Source organism: Erwinia sp. S43, from assembly GCF_016624745.1.
GTDB classification, from domain to species: domain Bacteria; phylum Pseudomonadota; class Gammaproteobacteria; order Enterobacterales; family Enterobacteriaceae; genus Erwinia; species Erwinia coffeiphila.
Map to the genome: position 1 here is coordinate 1 of NZ_JACVTX010000024.1, position 21,933 is coordinate 21,933.

The window sequence follows — 21,933 nt, forward strand, 5'->3', positions numbered from 1 at the left end:
TGCAGCCGGGGCAGGACGCCCCGTCTGCACTGGTCCGAAAGGCTGACGAAATAAGTAAAGGCACCGCAACGCGGCGCGAGGACCGCCCATTAGGGAAAACCACCAGTCAGCGCCATCACCATGATGGCAGGCCACAAATCTATCTCTCTTTACTGCGCCGCTTTCTCCACCCCGATATCACCCACATTATTACAGGTCTTATCCTTCGGGCAGTACAGATCCAGCAGCTTCAGCGTCACCCCATTGGTCCAGCCAAAACCGTCCTGTAACGGATATTCACCACCGCCGCCACCGCCCAGACCTTTCCCTTCCACCACGTATTTTTCCACCAGCTTGTGCTCTTTATCGTAGGTTGCCTGCACATTCTGCAGGAAGCGCATGCCAACCTCTTTTGCCAGCTCCTGCTTGCCATAGTGATTCAGCCCCTCAACGGCCGCCCACTGCAACGGTGCCCAGCCGTTGGGTGCATCCCACTGCTGGCCGTTGTTAACGGTCGTGGTGACCAGACCCCCCTCCTTCAACAACTGCGCCTGGACGGCACTGGCGGTTTTGCTTGCGTGCTCATCGGTGGCCGCCTGCAGGTAGAGCGGGAACAGCGCGGCGGCGGTCAGCTGCGGGCGCACGCTGGCTTTCTGCCAGTCGTAATCCGCGTACCACCCCTGTTTTTCATCCCACAGATAGCGGTTGATTGCCTGCTTGCGGGTTTCCGCCTGGGCATCAAAACGCTTCGCTGCCGCATCGTCTTTGGCGATCCGGCTGGCTTTTGCCAGGGTTTTCTCCAGGTGGAACACCAGCGCATTCAAATCGACCGGAACGATGCGCGTGGTGTGGATAGTGCTGAGATCGTCGGGCTTATCAAACCAGCGCGAGCTGAAATCCCAGCCCGAGGCCGCACCCGCACGCAGATCGCGATACAGCGCAGCCTTTTCACGATTTTTGGCTTTATCGGCGGTGCTGATGTCATCCATGTAAGATTCGGTACGCGGCACATCACGCGCATCCCAGTAGCGGTTCAGCACCGTACCGTCTTTCAGCTTCACTACGCGCTTGCTGGCGGCACCGGCGGCCACGCTATCGGCATCGGCCATCCAGTAGTCGTACTCTTTTTGCAGCTGCGGGCGATATTTGCTGTAAACCTCGTCGCCACCGTGCGTAGCCAGCAGATCGACCATCATACTGAAGAACGGCGGCTGTGAGCGGCTCAGATAGTAGCTGCGGTTGCCGTTCGGAATATGGCCGTACTTATCCAGCTCAGAGGCGAAGTTGTCCACCATGTCCTGCACGCGATCCCAGTGACCGCTCTCCGCCAGCCCCAGCATGGTGAAATAGCTGTCCCAGTAATAGACTTCGCGGAAGCGACCGCCCGGAACCACATAGGGCTTCGGCAGCGGCAGCAGGGAATCCCACTGGTTAGCCTGGCTGGCGGAACGGGTCAGCACCGGCCACAGGCCGTTAATATGTTCACGCAGGCTCTGCCCGGCGGGAGGCACATACTTTTCCCCTTCGGCGGGCAGCGTAAAGTTGGTATTCACAAAGCGCTTCAGGTCAAAATTGCCCTGGGTTTTCTGCATCTGCCAGTCGGCGAGAATAGAGGTCGGATCGCCGTGAGGCACCGCATCGGCGAAGGTTTTCTGGTCCGGGTAGAGTTTCGCTGCCTGAACGGCGTGATACAGCGGTCCGAGACGCACATCCGGCGGCTGCGGAGTACTGCTCAGCATCCGCTGATTATCTTCCGCCTGCGCCGTACAGCTGGCCGCAACCATTCCCGCCAGCAGAAGCGGATAAATCAGGCGCGTACTCAATCGACGTTGTTCGACTTTTCTCATCGGCTTTTCTCCATGTCCAGATCCGGTTGATCTGTAAGCTATTGACCCTGCGAAAAACTTTAGACGACTTTTCGCATTTGGTCAGGGAGGCAGGCCGGAAAATGTGAGTCAGACGGGCATTTTTGCGCTTAAAGCGGTGGGGAAAACCGTGCCGATAATACGTTATTTATCCATAAAGTCGGATGAATAACGGCATCGGCAGCAGGTTCAGGTCAGTGCCTGACTAAATCATCCACAGCGTGGAAAATATCGCTACCAGCCAGAGGCAGACTAGCGCACAGATTGCCCGGTGAAGTATCCGACGTGCGCCCAGCCAGCGATCCTCCAGTGAACGCGTAGCTCCGGGTTTCACGGCCCACAAACGAGCCATCCCGGCATCAAATGCGGCAAGGTCATCCTCACTGTTTACCAGCTGAAACAGCCGCTCATCCAGCCACAGACGCCAGCAGTAATACTGCGTCAGCAGAAACAGCAGCAGCAAGAACGCGCTCTGATATGACCCGAACAGAAGCAGGGCCAGCAACAGCGGCGGCAGGGCCAGTGCGGAAAAGAAGCGCCAGCTGGCGAGATGAATATGAATCACGCGCTGCGTCATACGGATGTCGGGCATTGTGCCTCCTTAAACTGTTCCAGCAGCCGGAGATGATCCGGCGTCAGCACCACCTGAGGTCGCTGCGAGCGGATCATTGCCACCGCAGCTTCAACACTGTCGGCATGCTTTTCCGTCAGTAGCCAAGCGGCCACCACCGTCGCGCTGCGGGAAAGTCCAAGGGCGCAGCAGACCCGCAGTGTGTCCTGCGACTGACGCAGCAGGTTTAGCCGATCCACCGCGTGCTGTAGATCGGCGATTTCCGGCACCAGCAGATCCATCATTGGGCAGCTGTGCCAGACAGTTTCTGGTTCGGGGCGGTGATGAAATTCAGCGGTCAGATCCAGCACGGCCGCCTGCGGTGACGCCTTATCGGGAAAACCGCCAAGGGACACACCGCCTGAAATCGGCGACGACGCGGGTAACCGGCGGGAAAACCAGCGTTTCGACAGCCTGGCTCCAACCAGATAGGGCAACAGCAGCCAGCGGGCGGAGAGCGATATCTGGCCCTCCGGCGTTTTCTGAAATACGCGGGTTCCCAGCCCGCCATACCCGGTTGCCACCATCAGCAGCGCGGCGGCGGGCCACAGCAGAACAGCACAGTAAGGCATCGCCCACGCGATAAGCCCCAGCAGCAGTGCAGCAGCGGCATAGCGTGCCGCAAGCCGCCGGGCGTGAGAAGAGGGGCGCTGCCAGCGCCAGCTACCCGACATCGGAATGGCATAGCTGATAGCGATGCCCGCTGCAATACCGGTCAGCACGTCAATAAAATGGTGCTGCCAGGTGGTCATCACCGACACCGCGATTAGCCAGAATCCGCCACCGACCAGCCAGCGCATCGGGCCAGTCACATGCTGGCGAAAACGCAGCCACAGCAGCCAGGCCAGAATAATATGCAGTGAGGGCGCCTGATTATAGGGCAGGTCGAACTGTTCAAGCTGGTGGAACAGCCAGCCGAAGATCCCCGGTGATTCCGGGCGGCTAAAGGTGAAGCGCAGTGGGAAAAGTAAAAATCCAACGCAGGCCACCAGCGACGCCGCCAGCAGTCGCCAGGCATGGCGGGTCAGCTCGCGCTGAGAAGTGCAGATAAACAGCGAAAGGCCGTACAGCAGATCGATGCTCCAGTAGGGCACGATGGTCCAGGGGATAAACGGGATCGCGTGTTCCCAGCTGAAAACCAGGCTGCCGACATCGGCACGGGTGGCGGTAAAATGGTTGACCTGACCGTAGCTGAGAAAGAACAGCGGCCCGAGCAGCAGCAGCCAGCAAAGCCCCTGTATCCACAGGCGATAACGGCCCGGTGCGATAACCGAATCAGCCATGGGGCTTTCTCACCGCCAGCGATACGGTGAAAATACCGAATTCATCAATCGCCTGCTGGCGCTTTTCGAAACCGGCTTCTTCCACCAGCGTATCCATCTCTTTCTGGCTGCGCACGCGCATAATCCACGGCATGCCGTTTTGATGGCTGGTCAGCGTCCAGGCGATAGTTTTGAGCTGCGGATGCCACGGCTGCCCGGTATACACCAGCACGCCGCCCGGTGGGATCGCCGCCGCCAGCCCGGCCAGCGAGGCTTTAATCAGCGCATTATCCGGGAACAGTTCATACAGCCCGGAGACGATGCCCAGCGTGGGTGCCGGATCGAGCGCGGCCAGGGATTCGGTATCAAACGCATTACCGTGGCGGAACTGTACCCGCTCGCTCAGCCCGCGTTCTGCGATCATCGCCTGTCCTTTCTCCACGTTGAGATCGCTGTAATCCCGCAGCAGAATGCTGTCGACGCCAGGCTGGTGTTCCAGCGCATCCAGCACGTAGCGGCCGTGTCCTGCAGCAATATCCACCACCCGTACCGGCAGGTTTCCCTGCTGTAGCTGCGCTACCGCGGTGCTAATCATCCGCTGGAGGTTTTCTTTGCGTATTCGAATACCGCGCCAGCCGATGCTGTTCAGGTACTGACGATCGATGACTCGCCCCAGTATGCCGTTGCCTTCCGGCCGATTGCGGTAGACATAATCCAGCGTGCTGCCGGAATCAAAGCCGGTTTCATAGCCCAGCCGCATTCCCGCAGACTGTCGGCCGATGGTTTTCATGCCGTAGCGCATCGCGGCGTAAAACAGCCCCTGCGGCGAGCGTGAATTCGGCGGAGCCTGCAGTTCGCGAAAGGCGTCCGCGCTCGGGCTCCAGCGATCTTCCTGACCATAGTCAAAGACGTAAGGCGCAGTCGTATAAAGACGGTCGATAAAGTTTTTCATCTTATCGAACGCCAGCTGGCGATCTTTCTCACCCAGCGTGTCGTGGTAGAAGCCGGGCAGGATATGCTGCTCTTTGATTGCGCTGCGCAGACCGGCATAAAACTGCTTCTGCGGTTTAGCGTGCACCACGAAGTCATCGCCGGAAATCAGCAACTGAGTCGGCAGGGTGATAGCAGCAGAATCGGAGACAATGCGTTCGGCGGTCTTGTAGAGATCGAGCAGGATATTGACGGCGATCTGCCGGGTAATCAGCGGGTCCTGCTCGAAGCTGGCGATGCGCTGCGGATCGTGGCTGAGGAATTTTCCCTTCACGTAGGAATTGACGTAAAACAGCCCGCGTATGCGCTGCATTAATCCCAGCCCTGCGCGGGCAAAAGGCACATACAGTTTGACCTTAAAGGCGGGTGATGCCAGCACCATGCCGCGTATTTTCGGCGCGTAGTCGTGTACCCAGGTGGCGACCAGAACCGCGCCGACGCTTTGGGCAACTGCCACGATATCCTCCAGGCCAACCTGTGCATCACGGGCAACAAAGCGCACGAATTCATCGACGTCCAGCACTGAACGCGCCAGGCTTGGGCTGTAGCCGCGATCTCCAGGGGTATGGCCGTGGCCGCGCGCGTCCCAGGCATAAAAGTGCGTGTCGGGCATCATCAGCTCATCGACAACGTGCTGCAATCGCCCGGAGTGCTCGTGCCCGCGATGAAACAGCACGATGACTTTACGGCTGCCGCTTTCCGCAGCGGGCCAGTGGCGAAAATAGAGCGTGGCTCCGTCACTGGTGGCGAAGGTGCCTTCCTGATATTCACGTGATGGCTGAGTCATGGCCGTTTCCTTTTTTCAGGCGGTTTTCGCCGCAATCGCACTGCGGCAGCGGTTAATGCAGGTCCAGACCAGCAGCAGGGCGCAGACGGCAAATACCACGTTAAACGCGGCGATATACTGCGGCCAGAGGGCTATGATCAGGCCTGAGGCACCGAAAACGAAGGCGCGATCGCTTTTCCCCAGCGGGCCGCGATAGTCGCGCACGCCGGTCAGCGTCTGGCAGATTATCCCGCAGAACTCCGTCAGCCAGGCGAGCAGCACCACCAGAATCACCAGCCACGGCGAGATACCGGCCACGAAAGCAAAAGCCAGATAGAGTGCGGCATCGGAGATGATGTCACCGACTTCATTCAATACCGCACCCAGGGTGGACTGCTGGTTGAATTCCCTCGCCAGCATGCCGTCGATGGCGTTCAGCGCCATGCGCAGAAACAAGAAAATCGGCAGGGAAATAAATAACAGCGGATGTGGGAAGGCGATCAATATACCGCCCAGCACGATCGAGGCCAGCATGGCCAGCAGGGTGACCTGGTTAGCGGTCACGCCGCATGCATGCAGACGGGCAACCAGCGGTCTTAACAGGTTTTGAAATTTGGGTTTGATGTCGTACAGCGTCACGTTTTGGCTCCTGCCTTTCTTCGCGACGGGCGCGTTGCCCGTTCGGGTGTGATGGATATCCGGTGTTGTGAATCACGTGCTGCGAATACCGTCGTTACAATCCCGCGTGCGCACTGGGGTGCAATACGGGGAGGGATGCGGATAAATATAACTCAGATGGGGACTTTTGCCGCCGCAGCGGGCGGAGAGCCGGGAACATTATGGTTCCCGGCTTAAAAGCAGTTACAGATTAACGCAGGTTTCTTCCGCCAGGCCCAGCATAATATTCAGGTTCTGTACGGCAGCCCCGGACGCGCCTTTACCGAGGTTGTCCAGGCGCGCAACCAGTATCGTCTGGCGCTGCTGTGGATGGGTAAAGACGAACAGCTCCATATTGTTGCTGTTGTTTAATGCTTCCGGCAGCAGGTATGGCGCGGTATCGCCGTCCAGATTATTCAGCTCGCGGACCTGGATAAACTGCTGACCGGCATAGAACGCCGCCAGCTCACGCTGCAACGGCTCGCCGTCGGTATCGTTCAGCGGAATAAATACCAGCATGCCCTGTGCATAGTCACCCACGCCCGGTTGGAAGATCGGCCGGGTGCTCAATCCGCCCCAGGCCTGCATCTCTTTCAGATGCTTATGATCGAAGCCCAGGCCGTAGGCGGCAAAGCCAGTACCCTGCTGCTGGTACTTTTCAATCATCGCTTTACCGCCGCCGCTGTATCCCGATACCGCATTGATCGCCAGCGGACGATCGGCGGCCAGCAGTCCGGCGCGGGTGAGTGGGGCGAGCAGGGCGATAGCGCCGGTGGCATAGCAGCCAGGGTTGGAGACGTGGCTGGCCTGGCGGATTTTCTCACGCTGACCGGCATCCAGTTCCGGCAGACCATAAACCCAGCCGTCCTGCACGCGGTGCGCCGAGCTGGCATCAAGCACGCGGGCACCGACTTCATCAGCCAGAGCAACGGCTTCACGTGCGGCGGCGTCGGGCAGGCAAAGGATAGTGACGTCAGCCTGTTTCATCAGGGCCTGACGGGCAGACGCTTCTTTACGCTGTGCGTCGTCAATGCTGAGTAATTCGATGTGGGGATGACGGGCCAGACGCTGCTGGATTTGCAAACCGGTCGTACCCGCCTGACCGTCGATGAACACACGATATTTCTGACTCATTACAGCCTTTGCCTTAAGAATAAATGAGAAAAAAACAGTGTAATCAGATTGCAGCAGATTAAAAGCGCTTTATGAAAAAATTTGCATGAATATTCACGCCGAGGGATTTTTTATGCTGATTGAAGTCAGCGGATTCTGACCTTCCCACCGGCGGCGAATCCCGCCAGTGGGAAGGCTATGCTTATTTTTCGGTGGCCTGATTTATCGTCTCAGAGGCCTGCCAGATGCGGTATTTTACCTGCACATCTTTTGGTACGTAGACCACAATCGGCAGGCGGCTGTTGTAGCGCTGGAAGGCATCCTCACCCAGGTTGGCGGCGATAAATTTTTGCTGTCTGGCGCGATCGGGGCAGGCCATCATGGTCGATGCCGGTTCAGAAAGCTTCTCAATGACCAGATAGTCGTAGCCCCAGCCGGAGAGCGTTTCACGTTTGATCGTGCCGCCAATCATATGCCGGTTACAGTCCACTTCCAGCGTTTTACCGATCAGCAGCTCTACTTTAAGATCCCGCTCATTATCCTTTGGCGGCAGGGTAATCACCTGGCGGGTCATTCCCGCTTCGGCCTGCGGATACGGTGCAATTTTCTCCAGCGGCTGTTGGCTCGGGCTGCCTTCCGGTGGTGTACCGGAGGCCGCGATGGCCGAGACGGAGCCGGCCAGCAGCAAAACAGAGAGAGTTGAAAACAGCGTATTCATCGTTTCTTCCTTTAAATGATCGGTGAAAATGCTGGAATTATACACCGAAAAAACCGCACATAAAGGTAAATCATGTGGCTTTAAGATTGTTATTGCGGAATTATTCGCTGTCGCTGTTCTCGGAAATATAATCCAGATGCTGGTTTAGCCACTGTTTTACGATATTCTGTGCGGCAGTGGCAGCATCCGTAGCGGAAAAACCACGCTCCAGCTGCAGCCACTGGCTGGTGGCCTGCCGGGCGGGTTCGATTGCCGCCAGCGTCAGCTGTCGCTGGGTGGCAGGCCAGTTCTTTTCATCGGTCCAGTCGCGAATGCGCTGCGCCGGATCGCCGTTTTGTTCCGTGTCCTGTTCTGATTTCAGGAAACTTTGCGGTGACAGGGTGGCGCGCAGAGCCAGGATGCGCCAGGCGGCGAAACTGGCAAAGCGGATGGTGCCTGCATTGGCACTGACCGCGCTTTCCGGCGCGGTCAGCTGATTACGCAGCTGCCGCCAGGCTTCCTGTTTAAACAGTCCACCCTGCGGAGCACAGATGGGCGCGGAACTATCACGGCTGGAACCGTAGAGCGGGCCAAATGCCTGGTAAGCCGCATCCCCCTGACGGGCAAAAACGAAGCAGTGAACGTAGGGGCGATCTTCTGCGCCGTAGCCGTTCATTTCAATGGTCATGCGCAGCAGCAGCAGCACGGCTTCATCGCGTGAGGTTTTTGGATCTTTTCGCGTATCCTGCAAAATCGAGGCGGCAAAACTGTCCTGCGCGGTGATGGCCGCAATGGCGGTATTTTCGGCCCGTTGTGCCTCCTGCTGACTGACGCCGCTGGTCGGAATAAACTGATGCAGATAGACCAGCCAGGCCGCGGCCAGCGGGCTGCTGCTGTAGTGACGCAGCTGTATCGCCGATTGGGCTGGTGTCGTCGGGATGGTGGCAATCACCGCATCTAACGCCGCCTGCGCCGGATGTAGCCGCGTGCTGAGTGCACCTTCACGTAGGGTTAACTGTTGGCCCAGACAGGAATTGAGCGATGCGCTGTCGCTGGCGCAGCTATTGCGTTGTTTCAGCCAGTTGCGCTGTTCGGTGCGCAATGTGTTGATTTCAGCTTCAGGCAGCACCGCAACCAGCTGCTGATAGTTGTCAGCAATCGACGCATCCTTATCACTGAGTGCCTTATCGGCACAGATTGCTCGCTCCGTTGGCGTGGCTGCTTTCTGGCAGTCGAAAGAGGCCGCCTGCGCTGAAAAACAGCCAAAAACTGGCAGCATCAGCATGAAAAGACGGGATTTTTCGGACAGAACAGCGCGTATCGCCATGGGCATTCCTTTTGAAGTAGAGGGGATAATTTGCCACGTTATCCTAAAGATAGCGGCAAGTAAAAGACGCATTTCCTGCATCACCCTGAGTTGAATGAATACCGTAATGTATGTCCTGTTTTCGGGAGCGAAATGTTCCCTCATACCCGCTTGCAAGCCGTGGTGCATCGAATTTTAGTCATTGAGTTCCCCAATAACTCGCTAAAACGGGCGTTTGTGCGCCCGGTCTGTTTTGAGGAGAATTACGGTATGACCCGCATCGCCACGCTGCTGGCTTTCGGCCTGCTTTCCAGCCCGATGCTGCACGCGACGCCTCTCACTTATCAGGTTGCGACCGACAGGACCGATATCGCACTGTCATGGAATGCTTTCGGCGACACGTTCTCTCAGGCACGGCTCAGCGGTGTCACCGGTGAGGTTTTGCTGGACCCCGGCCATGATTATAACGACCGCATCAACGTCAAAATTCCGGTTTCTACCCTGAAGGCCTCTAACGATATGCTGACCTGGCAGTTGAAGAGCCAGTTGTTTTTTGACGCAGTTCGCTACCGCGATATTATTTTTACCAGTACACGAGTGGTCGATAAAGGCCAGGGGCAGTACAAAATTTTTGGTCTGCTGCAGGTTAAAAACGTCCAGCGCCCGGTGATCCTTGAAGCCACAATGGCTGGAAAGGAGGCATTATCATCGCCTGATGAACTGGTGCTGTTCGCCACCACGACTATCTCCCGCTCGGCATTTAAGATGGATCGTCTGGCCATACTGGTAGACGACCGCATTAAAATTGATATCGCTATTCGCGCGCATCTGGCCCCTGACGAGAATGCCAGCTCGCCGTAATCATCCCGGTCCGTCGCTGGCGGCGGCGAGCAGGGGAACAATCAGATCGCTAATCGGTGTTGCAATGCCGTGCGCCTGGCCTCGTCGCTGGATCACACCGTTGCGGCAATCCCATTCCAGTGGGCGATCCGCCTGACGATCGGTCAAAATTGATGTACTGAGGTCGGCAGGCGCACGATGGAACCAGGCCAGGATCTCTTGCGGAACCTCATCCCCCAGCGCGGCTCCCTCTGCACGCGCCACCGCCAGGCATTCCTGGAGCAGCGCAAGCGACAGGCCGGTGATATCAATGCGAGAAAACATCCCGGCACGGCGGCCGGTCAGCACCATCAATCCGGCCAGTGCGTTTTGCATCAGTTTACGCCAGGCTACCTGCGTGAAATCGGTGGTGACATCAACCTCACAGCGTGTCCCTTGCAGCGCTTCAAGCACCAGATGACTTTCCGCTACATCCGGCAGGGTGAGGCGCGGGCTGCTGCGCAACCACACGGCATTTCCCGTTTCGCGCTGCGCGGGGAACCATACGACCGAGGGCAGGATCTGCTGCGCGGAGAGGTAAGGCGCAAAAAGTGAACGCTGTTCAACACCGTTTTGCAGTACGCAAACCACGGTCTTTTCGCTGCACAGCGCCGCCAGCCACGGTGCGGCTTCGGCAACCTGAGTGGATTTTACCGCCACGAACACCAGGTCGTGATGCTGTTGAACAGCGGAAGGATGGGTAAGGATCGGGCCGGGGATTTCAATGCGGTGGTTGTCCACGCGCAGCAGCAGGCTGTCGTGGGCGGTACGTCCACAGAGCGTGGGTGTGCGGCCAGCTTCATGCAACGCTGCCGCGACGGTGATGCCAATCGCACCGGGGCCGATAAGTGCAATAGCAGGGTATTGGGACATGATGCGTTTTTCCTGTTAATCAGCGATTCGGGGATGACAGAAACCAGTAATACTGTGCGCGAGCGTGCTCCGGCTGCTGCACCGTATCCGCCTGGCGCATTATCTTCCCCTGGTAATATGAACAAACCAGGGGCGATCGTCCAAAAAAACATCACCGAGTTGAGCCTGACCCTATTTCGTCAGATGATTTTTTGGTGGGAAGCCGCCTGCCACTCGGAGGGATAGCGCGACGGAGCAAAGCGCAGCGTCAGCAACATCAGACCTGCCACGCAGGCGGCGTGAAAGATCCAGTCGGCCAGATAATCGCCGGTGGTGCTGCGCAGGAATCCGGACAGATAGGGTGATACCCCGGCGATAATAAAACCGATGCCCTGCATAAAAGCCACCAGCCGTGCGGCAAGAGGTGCATGGGAAGAGTGCTCCAGCGCCAGCACCAGACTCAGCGGGAAGGTGCCGCCCAGGCCCACCCCGCAAATCAGCGCCCAGCCAACCGGCAACTGCTGCGGTAGCCAGATAAAACCGCAGAATCCCACCAACTGCATCATCAGCGCAATCAGCAATAACCGACGCCGATCCTGATGACGCGCCAGCATTGGCGTCAGTAGCGCGCCTGCCGTTTGGCCCAGCGTCAGCAGCGCCAGCAGACTGCCGCTGGACTGCGGCGTGGACCCAAGCTGCATATAATAGGGCGGTAGCCAGGCGACCAGACTGGTATACCCGCCGTTAATCAACCCGAAGTACAGCCCGAGCAGCCATGCGCGCGGGCTGACATGTAACCGTACCCGAGGGGCAGATAACGTTTTAATCGGTGGACGAATGGCGGACTGACCGATGACGATCCAGCCGGTGAGCGCCAGAATGGCCGGTAGCGACCACCACGCCAGCGCGTGAAACCACACCTCGCTGTGCTGTGCCAGCCACGGGGTCACTGCCGCACCCAGCCCGCCCCCGCCCATTAGTGCAGCCGACCACAGCCCCATAACCGCGGGTGTGCTGTGGCCGAAGAGCCGCTTAATGATGCCAGGAATGGTGGCCTGAATCAGGCCAATGCCAATTCCGCCGATTAATGCACTGCTCAACAGGAGAGTGCTGTGAGGAGCCAGTACGCGCAGCAGTGCGCCCGCGGCGATGGTCATCAGGCTCAGCGCGACGGTTTTACGCTCGTTCAGATGGTGGCTCAGCCACTCTCCTGCCAGCGCCATTATCCCCATTGCCACTACCGGCAGAGCGGTAAGCAGGGAAGCCAGTGCAAAGCTCATTCCGCTGGCATCGCGAAGCTGCGGCAGTAGCGGTCCCACCGAGGTCAGCAGAGGACGCATATTCAGGCCAACCAGCACCAGAACCAGCAGCATCAGGCCGTTTTTTATCTTCAGACTCATCACATCACTCTCATTACTTATCGTTCGCAGAAGGGTAAGGATGAGTTCACATAAGATAAAATATTCATTTATGATTAAGTCTATTGGTTCTGCTTATGGGATGGCGTCATGCTGCTTCGACATATCAACTATTTTCTGGCCGTAGCCGAGCATCAAAGCTTTACCCGTGCAGCTCAGGCACTGCATGTCTCTCAGCCAGCGCTGTCTCAGCAGATCAGGCAGTTGGAGGCGCATCTGGGCGCGACGCTTTTCGACCGAAGCGGCCGAAGCATTCGTTTGACCGATGCAGGAGTGGTTTATCTGAACTATGCCCGGCGGACCCTGCAGGGGCTGGAGGAGGGGAAACGGGCGATCCACGATGTTGCAGACCTGCGTCGCGGTCTGCTGCGGATTGCTGTAACGCCAACCTTTAGCTCATGGTTGATTGGGCCGCTGCTGGCCGCGTTTTATCAGCGCTACCCGGATATCAACGTCAGCATTCGTGAGATGGCGCAGGAGCGTATTGAGGAACAACTATGCGCAGGCGAACTGGATGCGGGTATTGGCTTTGCAGGGGGGTATGCACAGGAAATCGAAGCGCAGGTGCTGCTCAGGGAAACGCTGGTGCTGGTCGTCGGTAGTGGTCATCCCCTTGGGGAACACGCGAGTTTGTCTTTAGAGGTCCTGGATGCGCTGCCGCTGGTGCTGCTGAGTACAGAATTTGCCACACGCGGGCAGATCGATCGCTGCTGCTGGCAAAACGGGCTGAGCCCTCGGGTGGTCATGGAGGCAAATTCGGTCAACGCGGTAGTCGAAATCATCCGCTGTGCGCCGTTAGCAACGCTGTTACCCGCGGCAATCGCCAGGGAAAATACCTTGCTGACCGGAATTACCCTTGAGCCGCCGCTGCTGGAGAGAACGGCGGTCATCCTGCAGCACCGGGATAGCTATCAAAGCGCCGCCGCCCGGGCGTTTATTCAGCTGGCTTTGCAGTGGGCAACGTTGTCGGGCCCGCTTCCTTCTTAATCTGATCAAGATAGTTGTAAATGGTGTAACGCGTCACGCCCAGCACTTTTGCCGCTTTCTCAACCCCGCCGCGCACCATAAACATCCCCCGGTTTTGCATCTGGCGAACAATCTCGACCTTCTCCTGCTTACTGGCTCCGGTTCTGAGCTGCCCCGTGGGGGGAATGCAGGCACGAATAATCTCATCCAGCTTTTCCTCCAGCCCGATGTCCTGTTCCTGTTTTTCCTCCGCTTCCTGAGGCAGCAAAATGGCTAAGGCCTCGCGTGCCGCATTTATCGCGCTGTTGTCGGCGTTAAAACAGAGTGAAAGTTGGGGTTTGCCGTTTTCATCTTTGAAGAACACCGTTGAGCTTTGTAGCGGTTTCCCCTGCAGGCTGGCCGTTGGATAGCTGTTAAAAACCGTGGGTTCGCGATCCAACTGGGCTGCGGAAGGATTAAGCAGGCCGAGAAACCCCCTGTCGTTATCCGGTGCATCCAGCAGCGGACTGCCCGGTTTTCTGCCGGAAACGTGCCCATTGATAATTTTGATTACCGACGTTTCCGGCTGTGCGAGATCGTGTAAAACGACCTCGATATGGCGACCCGCAACGGAGGCGAAGGCGTCCATAACGGCGCTAAGCTGGCCAATCAGCAGTGATTTATCGGTACTGGCAGTCATCAATAAAAACTCGTTGTGTCAGATATCATTCTGGATAAGAATATAAACAAATTGTTGAAACATCAACATTGATTGTAAATCAACGCCGGTGAGGGCCGATGACCAGCAAACTGTATCTTTTAAGCGATAGCCTCCGTGCCGCAGCGACCGTTCTATCATCCACTCTGGCGGAAGACGGCCGGTTCCATACTGTTCTGTCAGAAACGCTGTTCCATCCGCAGGGCGGCGGGCAGCCTTATGACATCGGTATGATTGGTGATGCCAGCGTGCTGGGTGTATTTCAGGAGAAGGATGAAATAGTGCATGTTACCGACAGTGCACTCCCGGTGGGCGAGTGCGCCATGGCGGTGGATGAAGAGTGTCGGCAGTTGCATACCCGTATGCACTCCGCCGGGCATTTGATTGCCGCCGTGGGCGAGGATCTGGGCTGGCAGGCGATTAAGGGCAACCATCGTCCCGGTGAGGGCCGAGTGGTATTTGCAGCCGCAGTCGCGGGGCAGGCCGTCCCCGATGCTGAATTACTCTGTGATGAAGTTAATAAACTGGTGAATCAGGCTCTGCCGCGTCAGCAGACTATGCCAGAGGGCATACGTCGTATCACCTGGGGTGAACTGCCGTTTTACAGCTGCGGCGGTACGCACGTCATCAGTACCGATCGGATTGGGCAGGTGTTGATTAGCAGCGTGAAGTTCCGCAAAGGGCAGCTTTCCGTTTCTTACTCACTGGCCGATCTGCGACCGTTAACCCTCAATCAGGCAGCCTGATATGCAACTACATCTGAATACTCCACTGCTGAACTCACGGGCACTCAGCCAGCTGAGCGGCAGTAACGTCTGGCTGAAAATGGATGCGCTCCAGCCCTGTGGTTCATTTAAAATTCGCGGAATCGGGCTGGCCTGTCGAACATATTACGAGCAGGGGGCCCGGCGCTTTATTTCCTCGTCTGGCGGTAACGCAGGGCTGGCCGTTGCCTGGGCTGGCAGAACGCTGGGCGTACCGGTGACGGTGGTGGTTCCGGAAACAACCTCAGCGCGCGCGAAGGAATTGCTGCATCTTGAACAGGCTGACGTCATCGTCCACGGTGCTTCATGGCTGGAGGCCAACCGCTATGCGCTCACCCTGAAAGGGGAATCGGACGCATTTCTGCACCCCTTTGACGATCCGCTGCTGTGGCAGGGACACGCCTCGATGATAGATGAAGTGGTCGCCAGCAACGTACGGCCCGATGCGGTCGTACTTTCCGTCGGTGGCGGCGGGTTGTTGTCCGGCGTGATTGAAGGGCTGCAGCGTAACGGGCTATACGATATCCCGGTAATTGCAGTAGAAACGGAAGGTGCCGCCTCGTTTCGTGCCGCCGTTGAGGCCGGTAAGCCGGTTGAACTGGAACACATCAACACCGTTGCCAGCAGTCTGGGAGCGAAAAAGGTTTGTGAGCAGGCAGTCAGGCTGGTAGGGCTGCATCCCGTTATCAGTGAGGTGGTGACTGATGAAGAGGCGGTGCGCGCCTGTCGTCGGTTTATCGACGATCATCGCGTAGTGACGGAACCGGCATGTGGCGCGAGCCTGGCGTGCATTTATGAGCAAAAAGCCGTTCTGAAAGCCTTTCGCAATCCGCTGGTGATCGTCTGCGGCGGCGCAACGATGTCCGCCGAACAGCTTTTCAGCCTGCACGGCGGCGCGTAGCGAAGCAAACGGACGGTCGTGAGCGGCCGTCGGCGGGTCGCTTAGCTTAGCTTTCTTGCCGGGCATCAGCCGCGCCGATGCCCGGATTCTGCATTACTTCACGGTGAAGTTATACATCCCTTTGGTCTTATGGCCGTCGACGGAAAGGACGTGCCAGTCAACCATGTACTCACCGGCTTTCAGCTCTGATGACAGCGGAATATGCAGGACTTTATTATCCGCGCTGTCGACGGTTGCCTTCGCGGTGTCCACCGCTTTGCCGGCAGCATCGGTGATTGCCGCACCGCTGAAGCTGGCCTCAACGCCTTCGGTAAAGGTCAGGGTCAGCTCTTTTGGTGAACCGCTGACTTCGGCCTTGCTGGCCGGTGACGCGCTGGCAAGATGAGCGTGGGCCAGAGCCTGCTGAGACACCAGTGTTGCAGCCAGCACAGCAGCGGCGGTGAGGGCTTTCTTCATACGTAATACCATCTGAACTTCTCCTTGCGTGACAAACGGCTGCCGGACGATGGCCGACAGCATGAATACATTTATCGCCGTTGACTCAGGCGAACTGCGACACCTGGCGTTTCTGCTGCTGCCAGCGCGCGACATCAATCAACAGGAAGGCCAGCAGACTGGCTCCCATTACCGGTAAACACCAACCCAGAGCCGAGGTGACCAGCAGAGAGCCAATCCGCCAGCGCATCGGTAGCCGCAGCCAGGTATGGAGTAGCGAACTGGCAACGTTGTCTGCGGGGGCCGTCGGGCGGCGTAGCCACCACATGCGGTATCCCAGCACAATCATCACGCAAACGCCGATGCCGAAGGCAGTCAGCAGCAGCTGATTGGCCAGACCGAATAACAGTCCCATATGGAAATCGATTCCCCAGCGGGTCAGTTTGGCGGCGAGCGGGTACTGGTCGAAGTAGACGCGATCGACAATGCGCATATCGCGTGGATCGATGGCGACGACATCCACCTGCGAAGGCCAGCGCGCCTGGGCTTCGGCCACCGTCCAGGCTTTGCCCTCGCTTTTCGGGCCGCGAATTTCGACTTTCGGTGCATCAATCCCTGCCCGGCGGGCGCTGGCCAGCACCTGCTGCCAGGTATTGTCCTCAGCGGAAGGCATGACCATACCGGCCATCGACATATGATGTTCAGCGTGCGGATCGGCAGGGGCAGGGGAAACCGCATGTGTATCCAGCGTGGTTCTGACCTGTGGAGTCAGCCAGTTGAAGGCGCTGCGCATTTTATCAATATTGCCGCCGGCCCACTGCGACCACGTCAGGCCCGTTGCGGAGAACATCAGCAGACCGGCCAGCAGAAACAGGCCAAGGGTAATGTGCAACCGGCGGCTGGCGGCCATGCGCCCCTGTGCTTTTTTCAGACGACGTTTCGGGCGACCCAGCCACCACAGCACCACGCCACCCACGGCAGCCACCCACATCCAGGAGGCCGCCAGCTCGCTGTAGAGGCGGCCGGTATCGCCCAGCAGCAGCCCACGATGAACCTGATCGATCCATTTTCTCAGCGGTAGCGATCCGCTGCTGCCATAGACGGTGAGATCGCCGCGGATTTCAAGCGAATAGGGGTCAACGAAAACGGCCCGTGATTCTGAGGACCCCAGCACCGGATCAACAAACTGTACGCGGGTAGTATCAGTGCGGCCCGGAGCAGGGCGTACGGCATAAATTCGCGTATCTTCCCCGGCGTAAGCCCGCGCGGCTGAGATTTGATCGGCCAGTGAATGTGCTTCGCCAGCCGGCTGCGTGGTCAGCTCATGGGCATAAAGTCGGCTCTCTATTTGCGTGCTGAACACATAAAGCGTGCCGGTTAAGGCGGCGACAAAAATAAATGGCCCAACAAACAAACCGATATAAAAATGCAGACGGCGGAAAAACTCCAGCACGGCTCCGCGTGTTTTTTTATCGTTATTTTTAATTTGCGACATGGGTAATCCTGTGCAGAGCACATAATTTAAAATGCAGGTTTCTTTTCCTGAAAATTAATCAGGAATTTTAATTTTATAGTGGAATAACGGCGTGATTAGTGGGCAGGCGGAGCTCGGGGAAGGCAGCAGCCAGGCAGGAATGTCGCGAAAAATGAGACAACAAGGCGTACCGGCGGTGCGCGCGTTGAAGTACATAAAAGCCAGATCAGAGGGATAAGCACCCAGATCATAAACGGGAAGTGTACCAGCAGTTCGCAGTAGCCGCAGGCGAGATCGTCCATCGTCGCCATTCCGCCTGTTACGGGCTGCGAGCTATTATGGTCCGACATCGATGGGGATTTTTTCGCGCTGCCTTCGGTGTTTACGGCGGGCATTGTATGATGGGCCATGCCGGAAGCCATATGGTGCATGGGCATGGAAGCGTCGTGCGCTACGGCATGTTGGGTATCTCGTACCGGTATTGAATGGTCAGGGAGCGCGCCATCAGACATGCCGTCAGCCTGCATTGAATCGTCAGGTCCTGAGTCAGCCTGTTCTCCCTGAGCCATTATCGCGTTTGCTGCACGCCATTGCGCCAGAGTTTTCGACACCTCTGGAGCAATAAACAGCATCAGTATTGCCAGTACGGCAATAAAGGCTGGCATGCGGCGTTGCGAAAGGCCTAACAGAGAAACCAAAGCGAAAGTCCGATAGCATTATTCATAATGGTGGAAATTTTAACGGCTTTTCTGGCAAATATGAAATCTAAATCAAGGAAAAAATTATTTTTTATTTGCTTTGCCATATAGTGCAAAAAATTACGCGGTAACTCGGCTTTATTTAAACATTTCGTTAACATTGCGGGTCAATTATTTTTACGGAGTAGAACGGCTTAACGCCTGCCGAGTCGGTCCCTGAAAATAGATCGTGCTGATATGGCAGCTCCGCGGCTGGGTCAGCACAAAACGGATCGTTTCCCACAGCGATTGGCCGTTAAGCAGGTTTTCTCCCATTCGCTCATTCCCCGTGGTCGATGCCTGCAAACTGGTGATTTCAAAATCCGGTGGATACAGCGCAGTGAGACGGATGTTCTCCTTTGCCATCTGACCGGCGAGTTTCTGACTGAAACCGCTTATTCCATGCTTGCTGGCGAAAAATGCGGGATGTGCAACTGAGTCCGTAAACTGTGGAATGCCGCAGGATGAGACGATAGTCACGATATCTGCACCCGATGACAGACGTAAGCCGGGTAAAAGCGCCTGAGTTAACAGAACAGGGCCGGTTAATCCGGAGTTGATTGTGCTGATGATCTCAGCAGGCGTTTGCTCATCCAGTTCTCCTTCCAGCCATTGCGCAGCACTGAGGATAAGAATATCGATGGCTTTTTGCGGATGTAAAAGCGCCGTAGAGAACCGGCTAATCGAGTCCGGCTGAGCCATATTGCACTCATAACCGCGTGCCATTCCACCTTCTGAGTGAATAATGTCGCAGGTAGCTTTTGCATCGGTAATTTTGCGCGCGCAAAGATCAACTTCGACTCCTTCTCTGGCCAACCAGACGGCAATGGCCTGACCAAAGTCACGGCCGCCTCCGGTAATCACTGCTCGTTTGCCTTTCAGCATTTCTTCCTCTCTGATTTATCATAAATTATTTCATTTACACGTAAGTTGACACAAGTGAACGGAGGCCGTTTTCCCAACAGTGCTCAAAATGCGTCAGCTAAAAAATCCAGCCAGTCAGATGTTAATTAACTTTTATTTATTTTTGTAATATTGATCGCGTGATAATTTAAAATATTTCCCGAACCCACAGCCTGACTTTGCCAATAATACATTTTTTGATTACTAATGCGGTTTTAGGGTAAAAGCCTTTAGCCGGTGAGCAATATCGTTTATCCTGTTTCCTCGCTTGAACAGACAGTCATCGCCGTTTTCTTGAAAGAATAAGAAAGCAGAGTAGGTGATTTTTTATATCAATAATCATAAATTGGCTTATCCAGGGTCGTTGTTTTTTATACCTGTCAGGCGGAGTGATATCGGCTAAATGATTGATAACCTGCTCTGATCTATAAGCTGTCTATGATCTGGTTTTTCCATGAAAAAATGGTTTTCTGATGGTGCTTTCCGCACCATTATCCGCAATAGTGCTTATTTAGGTTCCGGAAACGTTGTTAGTGCGTTGCTGGGGCTGCTGGCGCTTTCATGTGCCGGCAGAGGCATGTCGCCTGAGATGTTTGGCGTACTGATTGTTATTCAGTCCTATACCAAAGCCGTCAGTGATTTTGCCAAGTTTCAGACCTGGCAATTCATCGTTCAGTTTGGTATGCCAGCGTTAGTCAGTAAAAATATACAACGCTTTCGCGATGTGATTGCATTTTCATTTGGGCTGGATATTGTCAGCGGCGCGCTGGCAATGCTGGCCGGAATGATATTGTTGCCCTGGCTGTCCGACGTTATTGGACTGGATGCGGAAAACTTTAAACTGGCACTATTATACTGCACGCTGATTCCTTTTATGGCCTCATCAACGCCAACGGGAATTCTGCGAACGTTGGACCGTTTCGACCTGATTGCCGTTCAGCAGGCAATCAAACCATTAATGATTGCTATTGGCAGTGTCATTTCTTATTTCTTCCAGCTCGGTTTTGCCGGATTTATTGTCACCTGGTTTGTCTCGAATCTGTTCGCCAGCCTGTTATTCTGGTGGTTTTCCGCGCGCGAACTCCGCAGGAAAAACTTTCATAAAGCTCTGCGCCCCGGTTTTATTGAACCGGCGCGGAGATTATCGGGTGCATGGAACTTTGTGTGGACGACCAATCTTTCGCACTCTATTTGGTCTGCGCGCAATTCATGCAGCACGGTCCTGGTGGGTATTATTCTGGGGCCGGTGGCAGCGGGGCTATTTAAGATCGCCATGACCGTTTTTGATGCCACGGGAACGCCAGCAAGCCTGTTGGCGAAAAGTTTTTATCCGGAGATCATGCGTCTTGACCCCTGCCAGTAAAAGGCCCTGGGTGCTTGGGCTACGGTCAGCACTGCTGGCGGGGGCCATAGGAATACTGGTCGCGTTGCTGGTGGTTGTCGTGGGTAAGCCATTAATCTCCTTTGTTTTTGGGCTAAAGTATCTTGAAGCATATGACCTTATACAGGTGATGCTGGGGGCCGTTGTGATCTCCATGATGGGTTTTCCGCAGGAGTCATTATTGTTGATGGCGGGAAAACAGCGGACCTATCTGGTTATGCAAACATTTGCTTCCGCGTCATACATCGTATTGTTACTTGTATTACCGCATTTCTTTGGTGTGATCGGCGCAGCCTATGCGTATTTTGGCGGGCAGTGTTTTGACGTCCTGTTCTCTCTAATCCCTACGCTATGGGCTTATCGTCATCGCCGTTCTCTTTCTGTTAATACTTCTGTTGGGGCGAGTAAAAATGAGCAGTAAAAAATGGGAAAAGTTTTCCCCTGAAACAATTGAACGACTCTTCACGGCTGTAGAAGAAGATGACAAGCTTGTCGAGTCAGCCAGTTTACCGACGTTTATTGAGTTACGATGCTCAACGGATGATATCCGTCATTATTACGCCTTGTGTTTACAATTCTGGGAAGATGGATTCAAACGTGAGGATTTGCTGGATTTAATTAATCATGTATTACAGGGAAACGTTCTGAGTGAAAAAGAACGGCTTCAGTATAAATATATTCGCGCACGCTATAAACATTTACGGTTTGCCCAGCGACTTTACAGTAAAAAACATGAATCCAACTTTATTTTCCGTCAGACTACGGTTTTTCTGGGGCATTTCCAGGATGCCTTTCGCAATCACAATGAAAAAAACATCAAGATTTACGGGCGATTGTTGAATGTGATTTTAAGTGCGCCGGTCTGGTCCGTCGTTCGCTACTGCCTGCGCCATACGGTCCTGGATGATGATCATGGTTTTATACAGTACAGGCAGCAGCAGATACGTAAACTGCAAGAGGCGATAGCTAATCCTAAACTGACGGGAGATGAGTTCCATGATGTCCGTAAAATTGTCAGCCAGCAGGTATCTTACTATGACACGATGAGGTCGCTGGACCCGGGTAATTTAGATGCATGTCAGCTTTCCGGATTTTTATCCAATATTAATGGATTAATGGGTGACCGTCATGACGAGATGGTTGCCGATAAATTATCAGGTAAAAAGTCCTACAGTGAATCCAGCCAGATGGCTAATAATATTCGTCAACCTATTGAAATGTTTGTTACGCGTTATCCTTTATAAACCTCAGAGGGAATGTTTACGTTGATAATTCGTTGAT

The 21,933-nt window shown here is 55.6% G+C and carries 20 protein-coding genes and 1 pseudogene; 6 read left to right on the top strand and 15 right to left on the bottom strand.

The window, feature by feature from the left end:
- Window positions 1-149 precede the first annotated feature (149 nt).
- The 8 genes from treA to IBT47_RS21080 form a co-directional block, all read right to left on the bottom strand.
- A complete protein-coding gene (treA, locus tag IBT47_RS21045; protein ID WP_200562771.1) occupies window positions 150-1,826 on the bottom strand; it encodes an alpha,alpha-trehalase TreA in 1,677 nt (558 codons plus the stop codon).
- Between the two features lie 223 nt (window positions 1,827-2,049).
- Entirely contained in the window at window positions 2,050-2,436 is a 387-nt protein-coding gene (locus IBT47_RS21050; RefSeq protein ID WP_200562774.1) for a hypothetical protein, read from the bottom strand.
- A complete protein-coding gene (locus tag IBT47_RS21055) occupies window positions 2,418-3,737 on the bottom strand; it encodes a phosphatase PAP2/dual specificity phosphatase family protein (protein WP_200562776.1) in 1,320 nt (439 codons plus the stop codon). The genes IBT47_RS21050 and IBT47_RS21055 overlap by 19 nt, the downstream gene beginning before the upstream one ends.
- Window positions 3,730-5,493 (bottom strand): bifunctional alpha/beta hydrolase/class I SAM-dependent methyltransferase, encoded by a 1,764-nt coding sequence (locus IBT47_RS21060; RefSeq protein WP_200562778.1) that lies wholly within the window; start codon window positions 5,491-5,493, stop codon window positions 3,730-3,732. The genes IBT47_RS21055 and IBT47_RS21060 overlap by 8 nt, the downstream gene beginning before the upstream one ends.
- Before the next feature lie 15 nt (window positions 5,494-5,508).
- Complete coding sequence (locus tag IBT47_RS21065; protein ID WP_200562780.1) at window positions 5,509-6,111, bottom strand: CDP-alcohol phosphatidyltransferase family protein; 603 nt, start codon at window positions 6,109-6,111, stop codon at window positions 5,509-5,511.
- Between the two features lie 222 nt (window positions 6,112-6,333).
- The gene (gene argC, locus IBT47_RS21070) at window positions 6,334-7,263 is read right to left on the bottom strand and encodes an N-acetyl-gamma-glutamyl-phosphate reductase (RefSeq protein ID WP_105592752.1); all 930 of its coding nucleotides are present in this window, start codon (window positions 7,261-7,263) and stop codon (window positions 6,334-6,336) included.
- Window positions 7,264-7,444: 181 nt separating this feature from the next.
- Window positions 7,445-7,960 (bottom strand): serine protease inhibitor ecotin, encoded by a 516-nt coding sequence (gene eco / locus IBT47_RS21075; protein ID WP_200562782.1) that lies wholly within the window; start codon window positions 7,958-7,960, stop codon window positions 7,445-7,447.
- A 100-nt stretch (window positions 7,961-8,060) separates the two neighbouring features.
- Window positions 8,061-9,266 carry a lysozyme inhibitor LprI family protein gene (locus tag IBT47_RS21080; protein WP_200562784.1) on the bottom strand — a complete coding sequence of 402 codons (1,206 nt, stop codon included), beginning with the start codon at window positions 9,264-9,266 and terminating at the stop codon, window positions 8,061-8,063.
- A 132-nt stretch (window positions 9,267-9,398) separates the two neighbouring features.
- Here IBT47_RS21080 and IBT47_RS21085 point away from each other — a divergent pair, with 132 nt between their 5' ends.
- Window positions 9,399-10,106 (top strand): YceI family protein, encoded by a 708-nt coding sequence (locus IBT47_RS21085; protein ID WP_370569930.1) that lies wholly within the window; start codon window positions 9,399-9,401, stop codon window positions 10,104-10,106.
- On the opposite strand, the gene IBT47_RS21090 is transcribed toward IBT47_RS21085, so the two are convergent.
- The gene (locus IBT47_RS21090) at window positions 10,107-10,997 is read right to left on the bottom strand and encodes an oxidoreductase (RefSeq protein ID WP_200562787.1); all 891 of its coding nucleotides are present in this window, start codon (window positions 10,995-10,997) and stop codon (window positions 10,107-10,109) included.
- Window positions 10,998-11,176: 179 nt separating this feature from the next.
- Entirely contained in the window at window positions 11,177-12,376 is a 1,200-nt protein-coding gene (locus tag IBT47_RS21095) for a cyanate transporter (protein ID WP_200562789.1), read from the bottom strand.
- Between the two features lie 108 nt (window positions 12,377-12,484).
- On the opposite strand from IBT47_RS21095, the gene cynR reads away from it, so the two are divergent.
- Window positions 12,485-13,381: a transcriptional regulator CynR gene (gene cynR / locus IBT47_RS21100; RefSeq protein WP_200562791.1), complete on the top strand. Its 897-nt coding sequence runs from the start codon at window positions 12,485-12,487 to the stop codon at window positions 13,379-13,381.
- Here cynR and IBT47_RS21105 read toward each other — a convergent pair.
- A complete protein-coding gene (locus IBT47_RS21105; protein ID WP_200562796.1) occupies window positions 13,329-14,039 on the bottom strand; it encodes a transcriptional regulator in 711 nt (236 codons plus the stop codon). The two genes, cynR and IBT47_RS21105, sit on opposite strands and share 53 nt — an antisense overlap.
- A 98-nt stretch (window positions 14,040-14,137) precedes the next feature.
- Here IBT47_RS21105 and IBT47_RS21110 point away from each other — a divergent pair, with 98 nt between their 5' ends.
- Together IBT47_RS21110 and IBT47_RS21115 are read left to right on the top strand one after the other, a co-directional pair.
- Window positions 14,138-14,803, top strand: a complete 666-nt coding sequence (locus IBT47_RS21110) for an alanyl-tRNA editing protein (RefSeq protein ID WP_200562798.1) — start codon at window positions 14,138-14,140, stop codon at window positions 14,801-14,803.
- 1 nt (window position 14,804) lies between these two features.
- Window positions 14,805-15,722, top strand: a complete 918-nt coding sequence (locus tag IBT47_RS21115; protein ID WP_200562800.1) for a pyridoxal-phosphate dependent enzyme — start codon at window positions 14,805-14,807, stop codon at window positions 15,720-15,722.
- Between the two features lie 93 nt (window positions 15,723-15,815).
- Here the strand turns inward: IBT47_RS21115 and yobA are convergent, their stop codons facing one another.
- The 4 genes from yobA to IBT47_RS21135 all read right to left on the bottom strand — a co-directional run bounded on the left by yobA (window position 15,816) and on the right by IBT47_RS21135 (window position 19,253).
- Window positions 15,816-16,190: a CopC domain-containing protein YobA gene (gene yobA, locus IBT47_RS21120; RefSeq protein WP_105592743.1), complete on the bottom strand. Its 375-nt coding sequence runs from the start codon at window positions 16,188-16,190 to the stop codon at window positions 15,816-15,818.
- 73 nt (window positions 16,191-16,263) lie between these two features.
- Complete coding sequence (locus tag IBT47_RS21125; RefSeq protein ID WP_200562802.1) at window positions 16,264-17,652, bottom strand: PepSY domain-containing protein; 1,389 nt, start codon at window positions 17,650-17,652, stop codon at window positions 16,264-16,266.
- 95 nt (window positions 17,653-17,747) lie between these two features.
- Complete coding sequence (locus tag IBT47_RS21130) at window positions 17,748-18,296, bottom strand: DUF2946 domain-containing protein (RefSeq protein WP_234472031.1); 549 nt, start codon at window positions 18,294-18,296, stop codon at window positions 17,748-17,750.
- 210 nt (window positions 18,297-18,506) lie between these two features.
- Window positions 18,507-19,253, bottom strand: a complete 747-nt coding sequence (locus tag IBT47_RS21135) for an SDR family oxidoreductase (protein WP_200562804.1) — start codon at window positions 19,251-19,253, stop codon at window positions 18,507-18,509.
- Between the two features lie 472 nt (window positions 19,254-19,725).
- Here IBT47_RS21135 and IBT47_RS21140 point away from each other — a divergent pair.
- Window positions 19,726-21,073: pseudogene (locus IBT47_RS21140) on the top strand (lipopolysaccharide biosynthesis protein).
- Complete coding sequence (locus tag IBT47_RS21145; protein WP_200562807.1) at window positions 21,063-21,896, top strand: hypothetical protein; 834 nt, start codon at window positions 21,063-21,065, stop codon at window positions 21,894-21,896. The pseudogene IBT47_RS21140 and the gene IBT47_RS21145 overlap by 11 nt, the downstream one beginning before the upstream one ends.
- Window positions 21,897-21,933: the final 37 nt, after the last annotated feature.

Coding starts and splice junctions, on each gene's coding strand:
- treA (WP_200562771.1), bottom strand. CDS start 1,826: ATGAGAAAAGTCGAACAACGTCGATTGAGTACGCGCCTGATTTATCCG.
- IBT47_RS21050 (WP_200562774.1), bottom strand. CDS start 2,436: ATGCCCGACATCCGTATGACGCAGCGCGTGATTCATATTCATCTCGCC.
- IBT47_RS21055 (WP_200562776.1), bottom strand. CDS start 3,737: ATGGCTGATTCGGTTATCGCACCGGGCCGTTATCGCCTGTGGATACAG.
- IBT47_RS21060 (WP_200562778.1), bottom strand. CDS start 5,493: ATGACTCAGCCATCACGTGAATATCAGGAAGGCACCTTCGCCACCAGT.
- argC (WP_105592752.1), bottom strand. CDS start 7,263: ATGAGTCAGAAATATCGTGTGTTCATCGACGGTCAGGCGGGTACGACC.
- eco (WP_200562782.1), bottom strand. CDS start 7,960: ATGAATACGCTGTTTTCAACTCTCTCTGTTTTGCTGCTGGCCGGCTCC.
- IBT47_RS21080 (WP_200562784.1), bottom strand. CDS start 9,266: ATGGCGATACGCGCTGTTCTGTCCGAAAAATCCCGTCTTTTCATGCTG.
- IBT47_RS21085 (WP_370569930.1), top strand. CDS start 9,399: ATGTTCCCTCATACCCGCTTGCAAGCCGTGGTGCATCGAATTTTAGTC.
- IBT47_RS21090 (WP_200562787.1), bottom strand. CDS start 10,997: ATGTCCCAATACCCTGCTATTGCACTTATCGGCCCCGGTGCGATTGGC.
- IBT47_RS21095 (WP_200562789.1), bottom strand. CDS start 12,376: ATGAGTCTGAAGATAAAAAACGGCCTGATGCTGCTGGTTCTGGTGCTG.
- cynR (WP_200562791.1), top strand. CDS start 12,485: ATGCTGCTTCGACATATCAACTATTTTCTGGCCGTAGCCGAGCATCAA.
- IBT47_RS21105 (WP_200562796.1), bottom strand. CDS start 14,039: ATGACTGCCAGTACCGATAAATCACTGCTGATTGGCCAGCTTAGCGCC.
- IBT47_RS21110 (WP_200562798.1), top strand. CDS start 14,138: ATGACCAGCAAACTGTATCTTTTAAGCGATAGCCTCCGTGCCGCAGCG.
- IBT47_RS21115 (WP_200562800.1), top strand. CDS start 14,805: ATGCAACTACATCTGAATACTCCACTGCTGAACTCACGGGCACTCAGC.
- yobA (WP_105592743.1), bottom strand. CDS start 16,190: ATGGTATTACGTATGAAGAAAGCCCTCACCGCCGCTGCTGTGCTGGCT.
- IBT47_RS21125 (WP_200562802.1), bottom strand. CDS start 17,652: ATGTCGCAAATTAAAAATAACGATAAAAAAACACGCGGAGCCGTGCTG.
- IBT47_RS21130 (WP_234472031.1), bottom strand. CDS start 18,296: ATGCCAGCCTTTATTGCCGTACTGGCAATACTGATGCTGTTTATTGCT.
- IBT47_RS21135 (WP_200562804.1), bottom strand. CDS start 19,253: ATGCTGAAAGGCAAACGAGCAGTGATTACCGGAGGCGGCCGTGACTTT.
- IBT47_RS21145 (WP_200562807.1), top strand. CDS start 21,063: ATGAGCAGTAAAAAATGGGAAAAGTTTTCCCCTGAAACAATTGAACGA.